The sequence below is a fragment of the Vibrio sp. KUL70 genome, assembly GCF_059725515.1.
Genome location: NZ_AP045836.1, coordinates 173,598 through 184,365, shown reverse-complemented (window position 1 = coordinate 184,365; position 10,768 = coordinate 173,598). Strand labels below are relative to the sequence as shown.

The following is a 10,768-nucleotide window of genomic DNA, read 5'->3' as shown; positions in this document are numbered from 1 at the left end:
TAGAGAAGAAAACAAAAGGGAGCACGCTATGTGCTCCCTTTTTAATAGTTTTGTCTTGTATCAATCATAACAAAGAACAGTTGTGACTATTCGAGTTACCTTTCCCCAAATGCAACACTGATATTGGTATAGATCGGCTTCCAAAGGTATTGGAATACTGACTTCTCGCCCGTCGTGATATCTACCTCTCCCGTCATCCCAGGAAGAATAGAAAAGCTTTCAGGGTTGTCACGGAAGTACGGCGTTTCCACAGAGACCACAACCTCATAATAGATCTCACCTCGTTCACTTTGGCTTGTCGTCGGTGAAATACTCTCAACCTCCCCTTTTAAAGCACCAAAACGGCTGTAATCAAACGCATCAATCTTGATTCGAGTAGGCTGACCCACGTTCACAAAACCAATATCCCTCGGAGATAAGCGAGCTTTAAAATCCGCTTTACCGCCGACAGGAACAATCTCAACCACAGTCCCGCCCGGTTGAATAACGCCACCGTTCTGAGTACTTGGCAGGCTTTGTACCAAGCCTTGTAGCGGTGACACTAACATGGTGTTCGTCAGTTTTGCTTGGCTTGAACGCACTCGTGCATTAAGAGCCGACAAATCTGATACCGCTTTGGAGCGATCTTCACTTACTTTTGCTTTGGCTTCAGCAAGAAGTTGTTCGATTTTTTGCTCATTGCTGTCTGCCTGCTTAATAAGAACCGACTTCTTACCGCGGGCTTCTTCAATTTTCTGCTCTATGCTGGCCAACTTTTGACGCATTTCAAGCACGCGTAAACGAGAGATGTTCCCGGCTTTATAACCTTTTTCCAAGATGTTCAGTTCTTGCTTAGTGGCACTTAGCTCTTTATCGTAGCTAGGTAGAGATTTTTCTACGACACGAAGCTGCTCTGCTATTTGCTCACTGTCCTTTTCCAAAACAATGCGTTTTTGATAGTAGAGCCCTTTTTGAGCGTTTAACTGCGCCTTTTGTTGGCTAACGATCTCCGGAAAATCAATTTCAAATTCCCCAAAGTTCGGCTCACGGTTATCCAGTAACGCGTTCATACGTTCGATACTCGCAAGTAAGGTTACTTGTTGTGATTTCAACTCTTCGAGAGCCGTGCGCTGGAAGGTAGCGTCAAATTCAACAAGTGGCTGACCTTTCTCTACCAATTGCCCTTCTTTAACAAGAATTTGCTTTAACTTACCGCCAATGGCACTTTGTAATACTTGCTTTTCCCCTTCAGGAATCACCGCACCCTTTGCCTTTGCGATCTCATCCACTTGGGTGACCACAGACCAAGTGACAAAAGCAATAACACACAAGGCAACTGACCATGTCGCCAGCGCCAATGTTCGAGCTGTATTTTGTGATTCAACAAGCTCGCCGTAACGCTTGCCAGTCTCGATAGGTTTTTTAGCCATTAGCGACTCCTTGCTTTGACTCTACTTTTTGCTTTGGTAACTCTTGTGTGTCAGATAACTGCTGCTCTTGAGACTCTGATGGCTGCTCCAAAGGACCAGCATAAACCACGGCACCCTCATCTAACACCACGACTTTATCAGCGAGCTTAATCAAGTCAGGATCATGCGATGTATAGATCACCGTTGCTTTTCCTTTCTTCATCGCCAAGAATTCACCGAATACGCGTTTAGCATTGGGATGGCCATCAGGCACCGGGTTATCCATTAGGAACATCGGGTAGTCATACACCAAAGCTTTCGCGTCAATAAGGATCTGAGCGACAGTGCCTGACAACATGTCAAACAGGCTATCCGGTTGGATGCTACTGATAGAGGTATCAAGTCCATCAGGTAATGTGGAGAACCAGCGCTTGCCACCAACCATTTCAATGGCTGATATCATTTTCTGCTCTTCAACTTTATGCCCATCGCTCAGCCACTCTCGAATACTTAAAGTGAGTAAGTCAGGGTAAGCAGCGCGAATGAAACACCAGTGTCGATAGAGCTGCGGATCGTACTGAGCAAGGTTTACCCCTTTCAGCTCAACCATTCCGTTTTGAATAGGCTGTAAACCGGACAAGACTTCAATTAATGTCGACTTACCACTGCCTGAAGGGCCAGTAATCGCCACAATATCGCCCGCTTCAACATCAAAACTTACACCATTCAATGCTGGGCGACTCTGTTTAGGATATCGGAGAGTCACTTGATCCAACTTCAAGCTCGGAGCGACCATTGGCAATGGATGATGCTGGTAACTGAATTCACGTTCAGACGGCTGAGACAGGATACGATTTACCTGCAGTTTGGATTGATTAAAGCTATTAAAACGCATCGCGCTGTTGGCCAACACCTGCGCAGGCCCAGTCACTTTGGAAATCAACATCATTGATGCAATCAAACCACCAGGCGTCATCACTTGCTCGAAAATAAGTCCAATACCTAAGCCCATAACAGCCAGTGTTGAACCCACTCCAATAAAGTAATAAATCGAGGTGTATCGACTTTGCAGCACCGATTGATTAAATGTCACCGTAGAGGCAAGCAAATTGGCCTTTTGGAAACGTTGAATCCAGTGTTCTGAAAACCCAGCACTACGAATAAAGGCAAGCTTAGACGTCAACTCATTAGTCATGTTTTGACGATTCGTGCCGGCTACCGTCGATTGCATTGAGCGCTTACTACTCGAACGTATCGAACGCTTAGCTAATAGGTAATACAGAACCAAAGAGACGATTGGAACCAGTACTAGCCATCCACCTAGCACTCCTATCGCAAGGACAAAAATGGCAATGAAAGGTAAATCAAACAACGCATTACCGAGTGGTCCTGACAACACACCTGAAATGCGCTCAGATAACATCACTTGGTTTTGTTGACTAGACGAGGCAGTTTGCTGATTTTGAGCATAGCTATTTCTTAATAGTCGCTGCACAAGGGACTGAGATATCTCTCGGCTGACTCGGTTGGACACAGAAGCAAACACTCGACTGCGCAATGTTCTTAACCAGCCCATCATCACAAACAACAAGGCGGCACCAATGGCAATTCCTTGCAGTTCGTGCCCAGCATCGCCACCGATTACATGGTCATAGATCGACATCGTGATGAATGGCACTGCGAGAGCAAATAAATTGGTGATAAAGCTGACCAAGAGCAATTTGGGAATGATAGGACGAAAAGCATGTAACCGTTCACCAACCCAATCCGGAGAAGCCTTCTCCAATGGCGCCCCTTCGATCACAATGCAAAATTGAGGAACCTCTGAAACGTCTTCATTGCCATCAACAGCCACAAACTGTTTTGACTCCAAGTGACCAGAAACCAATTCACTTTCACTAAGAACTAGGAGAACTAATTTGTGATCGCCCACCTCATCTAGGTTAGCAACCAAGCGATATGGCAATGCAAGCCTATCAAACAGGGCAAACATATCATCTATTGATTCAATGCCGTTCTCATCAACCCATTGGCGAGCGAACAGTTGGATATTCGCATTTACTTCCAACACCTTGAGCACAGAAAGGCTTTCAGTTTCCAGCCGGTTCATCAGCTCATGTTGACCGTCTGTTTCACCATGGCGATTAGCATCTAAACGATTCATGCAATGACCTCCTGCTGATTAGAACTATCTTCGGCAATCGAACCGTTTTCTACTGTAATTGTTCGACTCGCTATTTCGCGAAGTTTTGCATGATAGCTCACCATCAATATGGTGCGCCCTGCCAATACTTCTTCTTCCAGCACCTTGACCAGATTACCGAGAGCATTGAGATCTAACGAGGAATCCGGCCTTTCTAGCATGATAACGGGCTTACCACTCGCTAATTGAGCCGCAATATTGAGCATTTTAATATTGCCCATACTCAACAAAGATGCACTTGTATGGCCAATTTGTGTTTCTAACCCATCAGGTAAACGCGTAATTTCTTTGGTTAATCCTAAGCGCACAGCGTAATCATTGGCGCTTTGTGTTCTCTCAGGGTCAAAGCCACACAAATTGTCCAGAATCGTACCTGAGACTAGCTGCCCTTTAACCCCGCAGTAAGCTGTAACTTGAGCGATAGATGCAATGGAAACGGCTTTGCCATTAATGAAGCACTCACCCGCGGCTAAATCATCAACCCCTGCGATCGAAGACAGCAAGTGACTATTAATGTGGCGATCTTCACTCTCTAACAGCACCAGTTCGCCTTTATTCAGCGTCACATCCGCACTGGCGAGTTCACCATACCGTTCAACGGTGGCTTGCTTGATTTCTAAAGTCTCAAAGTCAGAGAAGTTAAGCTCAGAACCAGCGGACTCAGCCAGTGATAAGTCCCCTAACTTTTCTATTGCCTGATTGGCACTATGGATTGAATTAAGCTTGATTCGAACCCCAACCAGAGCGCTCAGAGGCGCCACAGCTCTACCCGATAAGATGGAGCATGCTGCTAACCCACCCGTTGTTAATTGGCCATCCAATACCCACAAGCTCCCGGTAATGACCAACAACACAGAAGTCGCAAGCGCAGCAAGCTGAATACATTCTTGAGCGAAAGCGTTCTGTTCTTCTTCTTTGGCTTTGGATTGAGAGCGGATATTATTGAGCGATTTAAACTGATTAAAAATTCGAGATTCTACAGCCTGACGTTTAATACCCTGAATGGTTTGGCTAAGAAGAATTAAGAAGGCTTTTCTCTCCTGCTCATCTTTAGACGCTTCTTCACTTAAACTTTTCACGCGGATAGAAGACAGCCAAACAATACCAAGCGTAATGAGCCAAACTGCCAAAGGTATCGCCACTAGCTCACCGCCGATATAAGCCACCAGCCCAAGAAAGATCAATGCAAAAGGCAAGTCGATAAAGCCAGAGATTATTCCACCAGAATACCAATCCTTAACTTTGGATACCGATCCTAGTCCCTCTTCGACACCGCCCACACCGAGCTTACGAAGGTGTCCTGATGATGCAGTCGTGACCCTTTCAACCAAAGTTTGGTAAGTGGCTTTTTCGGTATTGCTGGCCGCGGCAGACAAAAGCCAAGTGCGAACAAAACGTATTAGAGCTTCCATGCCTACAGCTAATGTCGCCCCCGCTAGAAGCAATGTAGCCGTACCATAGCTTTGATTGGGAAGAATGCGATCGTAGATCTGGAGAACCGTTAATGGAACGGCTAATGACAAGAGGTTAATAAGTAAAGAAGGCAGTAAGACTTTCCTTACTACCCCTTTGTTTTTTACTGACGTTACAGGCATACACAATCCTTATCCATGCTTATGAAATAAGATTGGTACATAGTTTCATTTTATGCAAGGTAACAATCTGAATTTAAATAAAAAACTAGATTCACTACCTGACTATTATTGAACTTATCTCACAGCATCAATTTGACTAGCGGCCAGGAATTCATCAGCAAATATTTTGAACACTCCAGACGTAAGGAATAGCTCAAATCGATGTCTATATAAATGCTTATCTACCACCCTAAAGCTCAAGATTAGAATCAATTCCGACAATGGCATGAGAAGACTTGGAACGTATGTTTGCGATTGCTTGTTCAATTAAACCTTCGGTCATAACACCTCTAAATTGTCCTAGTCTCTGCCAACTCGCACCTAGATGTTGCCTACGTTTGATGCGTTAAATGAAAACATGCGTATTTCATCACGTGGATGCCAACCAATATTTTCATAAAACGCTTGTGCATTCAGGTTGTCGTTGATGACAAACAAGTGGGTTTTAGCAATCCCTATAGATGATAAAGCGTCCACTGCGTTTGATATCAGCTTTGCGCCTAAGCCCTGCCCACGGCAAGCCTTCGATACCGCTAAATGTTGGATATAACCACGACGACCGTCTGTTCCCACCAATATCGCCCCTACGATCTGCTCCCCTTCCACAGCAACAAAACTCAGGTTTGGGTTACGCTCGAGATACTTTCCGATGTTTTCTTCGGAGTCTGCTTCTCGTAATTGCATACCTTCCGTTTCAGACCAAAGGCTCATCACCTGCTGATAGTCTGAGATGTCCATTTCTCGTAACACGACTTGTTTCCTTACTTCAACCTAAACACCTTAAAAAGTGCCAAATATAATGAATCTATTAACGCTCGATTTATTCATGGTTAAGTTATTCATACTTAACCATACCGACCCGTTAATCACATGCTTCTCCAAGCGCTTCGTTCTCAGAAATGTACGCCACAAGATTTTCGAACGCTATTTTAAAATAAAGCTCGTAGCTTCCTTGCTCTACATATCCTAAATGAGGGGTCGCTGTAACGTTAGGTAGAGAAAGCAAAGGCTCTGTACTTTTAGTTGCGGGCTCACAATCAAAAACATCGACAGCCGCTCGTTTGCTCGGATTGGATTTGAGTTCATTGAACAGCGCATCAGTCTCGACAAGCTCTGAACGGCTGGTATTCACAAACAAGGAATCTGACTTCATTGATCTTAGATCTTCAGCCGTAACACACCCTCGCGTTACCTCATTCAAACGAAGATGGAGAGACAGAACATCCACTTGCTGAAAGAAGGCGCGTTTGGATTCAGAGGCCTCAAAGCCGTGTGATTTTGCCAAGTCTCGCGAAGCTTGGCGTCCCCATACTACGACTGACATTTCAAACGCTTTTGCATATTGAGCGATTCTTTGCCCTATCTTCCCATAACCCCAAATACCCAGTTTCAACCCTTTCAAGGTTCGCCCTAGCCCTAAGCTACCTGAACTTTGCCACTGGTCATTTGCAAGATTCGAAGTGTAGCTAGGTATATTTCGGCTTGCTGCCATTATTAGAGCCCAACAGAGTTCTGAAGGGGCAACTGGCGAGCCTCTCCCCTCTAGTACCTTAACTCCGTATTTTTCGCAAAGCTGCACATCGATATGATTACTCACCTTGCCCGTTTGACTGATCACTTCAAGGTTCGGGAGTTTAGATAAGAGCGATTCCGTTATCTGGGTACGTTCTCGAATCAGTACTAGAGCTTGGACATTCGTCAACTTCTCAATCAATTCTTGTTCTGAGTAGGTCTCATTAAAGACTGTGACATCTTGCCCTTCTAACAAACCAAAACAATCAAGATCTCGAACTGCGTTTTGGTAATCATCCAATACTGCTATTTTCACGGTTATCTCCTTATCGTTATAATTCTTTTTCTACTAGCGCTAGTCACTGAGGGATGTGGTCTTGATACCACTGTATATATTTTGATGCTTGAGCACTGCTTCTAGAGGTTGGACTGGTTGTAATTAACATCTCGACTTAACCTTTTTGACCTACTTCGAATCGACTTCGAATTATTCGTTAAATATCTTTTCTAACCACATCGAGCTTATGTACTCACAGTTTTTCTTAGCATATTCATTAAAGATGCCCACTTCTCTAAAGCCAAAACGCTTATGTAGCGCTATTGAAGCATCATTCGGCAAGGCAACACCTGATAAAACTCGATGAACACCATGAGCTTGGATGGCGCTGAATAACTTCTCATAAAGCTTGGAACCAACCCCTTTTCCTTGAATAAACGGATCCAGATAAACTGTCACCTCTACAGTCTCATCAAAGGCAGCCATTGCTCTGTATGGCTGGGAGCAAGCGAACCCTATAAGTTTACCGTTATCGATCGCTACATAGATTTGATACCTACTATCAGGCTTAAACTGGGAGAACCACTCCAGTCGATTGTCTAATGACAGCGGAGACTCCTCAAAGCGAGCATTAGAATGTTCAATGTAATAATTGAAAATATCCGTAATGCTCGAAACATCAGCTAACTTCCCTGTTCTAATTTCCATTGTCGCGACTCTTACTTTCTAGTTTATGGTGCTTATTTTGAAACTATGTCCATGGCGAAGTTTCTTTATTACTACATGAATACAGCCTCTAACTTGTTCCCATCAGGATCTCGGACAAATGCAGCATAGTAAGTTTCACCATATTCAGGTCTAGGGCCAGGCTGTCCTTCACATTGCCCTCCTAGCTCAAGAGCAGTTTTATAGAAGCGCATGACTGCGTCTTTGGATGGTGCATTCAATGCGACATGCACACCATTACCCGACGTCGCCTTACCTTCAATTGGATACCCTATCCAAAACTCAAAACGTTCACCGTAAGCGGCAGCGGCATTCTCAATATAATGCGTTCGATTTATAGAGAGAGTCTCAAGAACAGCGTCATAAAAAGAAACGGCTTTTTCGAGGTCTGAAATACCGATAGAAATATGATTTAAGATCATCGTGTACTACTCCTTTTTTAGGATAGGATACATAATAATACTGTATATAAAAACAGTGTTGATGAATTATCTGAACTTTGATTAAAAATTACACCACTCACTGTGCAGTACAGCCATAATGACAGTGTCCCACCACTGCCCTTTCACCACTGCCCTTTAAAGAAGCGATGCTCTTTTAAATGCGCTTCTTTCCGCATGCCTAAACGACGGCAAAGGTTTATCGCAGCCAAGTTTCGGCTGATAGTCTCAGCATAAATACGATGAACACCCAATTTCTCAAAACCGAAATCAGCGAGCTTAAATGCCGCTTCTTGAGCGAACTGACTTCCTTGTGAAGCTCGAGAGAAAGCACAACCCATAGACGCTTGTCGATTTTGTTCTAATCGCAAACAAACCGTACCGATAAACTCATTGGTACTCTTAAGTTCAACAGCGAGTTGATAAGCTTGCCTTGGGCTTTCCGTTGACTGCGCCACAAATAGTTCAGTGAGCTGCCTATATTTGTTTGCATCACAATCACCTTCATCATAGAAACGTTGATACTTGGCGTCTTGAGACATAGCAATAAAAGCATCTTGATCATCGAGTGTCATGTCTCTCAAAATCAGTCGCTCAGTTTCCAATTTAAACATCTTGCGAATCCTTTTCGTTGTCATAAATCACTTTGAGCGATGGCCATAAGACCAGCCAGTTCTTTGCGTATACACGTTGATCAAACAGCGAACGCGGCCTTTTCCGGTTATAACTAATGTGTCCGTTGAATAGAGATTCAAAACCAAAAGCGGAAACACACTCGTAATCGCTGTTTGCCGTGACTCTAACACCAACAGCCGTTTCTTTTTCAGGCCAATAGCTCATCGCGTCCAGCGTGCTTTTATAAGGTTGGTCGTTGTTTCTGTGATGCATAAGAGCTTGGTTGCGAACCTGCCAATTAAACTGTGGCATTTGTGTATTGAGCCAGGCCTCATACTTGAAACAGGCATTAGGGTCCACTTCATCATCGTCGAAATAGACAACGTCAATATCATTCAAAGGCGTTGGCTTAGTCTTGTTATGCAGGGCGTCCCAAACCAAATTCCGTAGAAATCCAGCGGCAATGTAGCACTGAGGCAGTTCTAGCCTCTTAACACAGTGCAAAGCTTCTACTCGCATTGGATCTTGTTTCAAAAGGTGAACGATTTTATTCATATCTTTTAAGTTATTTAGACTCATAAACCTATGTTTAAATTAGCGTTTCACCGCGACAACTGAATAGGTGTGCCAGTGTTTCATTCGTCCCAATGCAGTTTTTGCCATCTCATCCCTTTCATGAAACCTCAGAACTTCAAAACCGGAGAATAGGTCGCGCACTTCGGATTCTGTAAAAGAAGACGTGGGGCTTCGGTAGTGGGTTGCCCAAATATCTTTAACGCCCATGAAATCGCCGGCAAAAACACCTCCAATTTCAATACACGCGACGATCTTATGCCACACAGATTCAAACTGAGAAGGGTCAGCGAAAAACAAGCTAGAGTTCGCGAGTACAATCCCAGCTTTCGGATATTGGAATTGTTCGAATGAAACGTTAGTAACCTCGACTAAAGGGTTATCAGCAAACCGTTCTTCACATATCTCAATCGAGTCTGAATTAATATCAAAGCCGTGTACTCGGTAGCCATGCTGACTCAAAAATCCATATCACTACCCACGCCACAACCGCAATCAATTGCTAACTTTGATGTCGATTGATTAAGTGAACAGACAAATTCAGTCCGTTTTGAGTGTGGCTTAGCAAGCGCTTTCTCATAGTAATTGCGCCAAATCTCAGTGTTAGTGTCCATGTTCATCACTCAGCGGAAAACTCTTCTAGTGCCAATAACGCAGCGGGGGCTTTGTCCTGTTGTACAAAAATATGGTCGTGATAATACGCTGCAATAACGTTAGCGCTGATTCCTTTAGACGCGAGCTTGGATGCGACAGCCGCAGTAAGCCCAACTGCATCCAGACTAGAATGAACGGTTAAGGTGATCTGCTGGTAGATACCTTCAAATGCCAAGCCTGCTTTCTCGGCTCGAGACTTTTCAAGGACCAGAGTGAGTCCTTCTGATTCGATAAATGAAGCTACAGGCTCTAAGTAGACATAATTCCTTAGGGCACCAGAAGTCGTGCAGAACACAAACTCCGTTGGCATTAACTTAGGGCGCATAGAGCACAAAAGTTCATCTAGATCGGTAATTCCTGACATAAATACAGTCCTTGTTTCAGTATCGAGTCTAATTAAATTCGTGATTGTAGAGAGGGAGAATATTAATAGCGGGCTCTTCATAAGGGTGCACCGCTCGCACAGCATCGAGTGCCGCTTGAACGCGCTCCTTTTTACAGCGAACGTCTATACGAACCTCTTCGCCAAAGTTGATTTCACCTTTTGAGCCCGTGACTGGCTGAGCTTTTGAATTTGGGCGCCAAAATCCCGATATTTTCACAATCGAGATAACACTGTCATAGTTGCCCACAACGCCAGCGCCCGCAGAGTTCAGAGCATCACGAATTGCAATAACCTCTGATTCTGGGGCGTATATTTCTAGTTTGAATTCCATCTTTACTCCATTGACAGACAGTTCAAAGTA

General features: G+C 44.2%; 10 protein-coding genes and 2 pseudogenes. All 12 read right to left on the bottom strand.

All coding sequences use genetic code 11. The features are described 5' to 3' along the window. Positions 1–95 precede the first annotated feature (95 nt). Positions 96–1,409 carry an HlyD family type I secretion periplasmic adaptor subunit gene (locus AC6I7V_RS20795; RefSeq protein ID WP_498012410.1) on the bottom strand — a complete coding sequence of 438 codons (1,314 nt, stop codon included), beginning with the start codon at positions 1,407–1,409 and terminating at the stop codon, positions 96–98. Then, positions 1,402–3,552: an ABC transporter transmembrane domain-containing protein gene (locus tag AC6I7V_RS20790; RefSeq protein WP_498012409.1), complete on the bottom strand. Its 2,151-nt coding sequence runs from the start codon at positions 3,550–3,552 to the stop codon at positions 1,402–1,404. The genes AC6I7V_RS20795 and AC6I7V_RS20790 overlap by 8 nt, the downstream gene beginning before the upstream one ends. Continuing rightward, positions 3,549–5,186, bottom strand: a complete 1,638-nt coding sequence (locus AC6I7V_RS20785; protein WP_498012408.1) for an ABC transporter transmembrane domain-containing protein — start codon at positions 5,184–5,186, stop codon at positions 3,549–3,551. The genes AC6I7V_RS20790 and AC6I7V_RS20785 overlap by 4 nt, the downstream gene beginning before the upstream one ends. A 360-nt stretch (positions 5,187–5,546) precedes the next feature. Further along, positions 5,547–5,963 (bottom strand): GNAT family N-acetyltransferase, encoded by a 417-nt coding sequence (locus tag AC6I7V_RS20780; protein ID WP_255233010.1) that lies wholly within the window; start codon positions 5,961–5,963, stop codon positions 5,547–5,549. 124 nt (positions 5,964–6,087) lie between these two features. Then, positions 6,088–7,053, bottom strand: a complete 966-nt coding sequence (locus AC6I7V_RS20775; RefSeq protein ID WP_498012407.1) for a D-2-hydroxyacid dehydrogenase family protein — start codon at positions 7,051–7,053, stop codon at positions 6,088–6,090. A gap of 171 nt (positions 7,054–7,224) precedes the next feature. Then, the gene (locus AC6I7V_RS20770) at positions 7,225–7,722 is read right to left on the bottom strand and encodes a GNAT family N-acetyltransferase (protein WP_498012406.1); all 498 of its coding nucleotides are present in this window, start codon (positions 7,720–7,722) and stop codon (positions 7,225–7,227) included. A 71-nt stretch (positions 7,723–7,793) separates the two neighbouring features. Then, positions 7,794–8,162 carry a VOC family protein gene (locus AC6I7V_RS20765; RefSeq protein WP_498012405.1) on the bottom strand — a complete coding sequence of 123 codons (369 nt, stop codon included), beginning with the start codon at positions 8,160–8,162 and terminating at the stop codon, positions 7,794–7,796. 81 nt (positions 8,163–8,243) lie between these two features. Next, a pseudogene (locus AC6I7V_RS20760) lies at positions 8,244–8,794 on the bottom strand (GNAT family N-acetyltransferase). Further along, complete coding sequence (locus AC6I7V_RS20755) at positions 8,787–9,350, bottom strand: nucleotidyltransferase family protein (RefSeq protein ID WP_498012404.1); 564 nt, start codon at positions 9,348–9,350, stop codon at positions 8,787–8,789. The pseudogene AC6I7V_RS20760 and the gene AC6I7V_RS20755 overlap by 8 nt, the downstream one beginning before the upstream one ends. A 39-nt stretch (positions 9,351–9,389) precedes the next feature. Then, positions 9,390–9,982: pseudogene (locus AC6I7V_RS20750) on the bottom strand (class I SAM-dependent methyltransferase). Between the two features lie 5 nt (positions 9,983–9,987). After that, entirely contained in the window at positions 9,988–10,386 is a 399-nt protein-coding gene (locus tag AC6I7V_RS20745; protein ID WP_498012403.1) for an ACT domain-containing protein, read from the bottom strand. A gap of 28 nt (positions 10,387–10,414) precedes the next feature. Continuing rightward, a complete protein-coding gene (gene cutA / locus AC6I7V_RS20740) occupies positions 10,415–10,738 on the bottom strand; it encodes a divalent cation tolerance protein CutA (RefSeq protein WP_032550672.1) in 324 nt (107 codons plus the stop codon). Positions 10,739–10,768 lie beyond the last annotated feature (30 nt).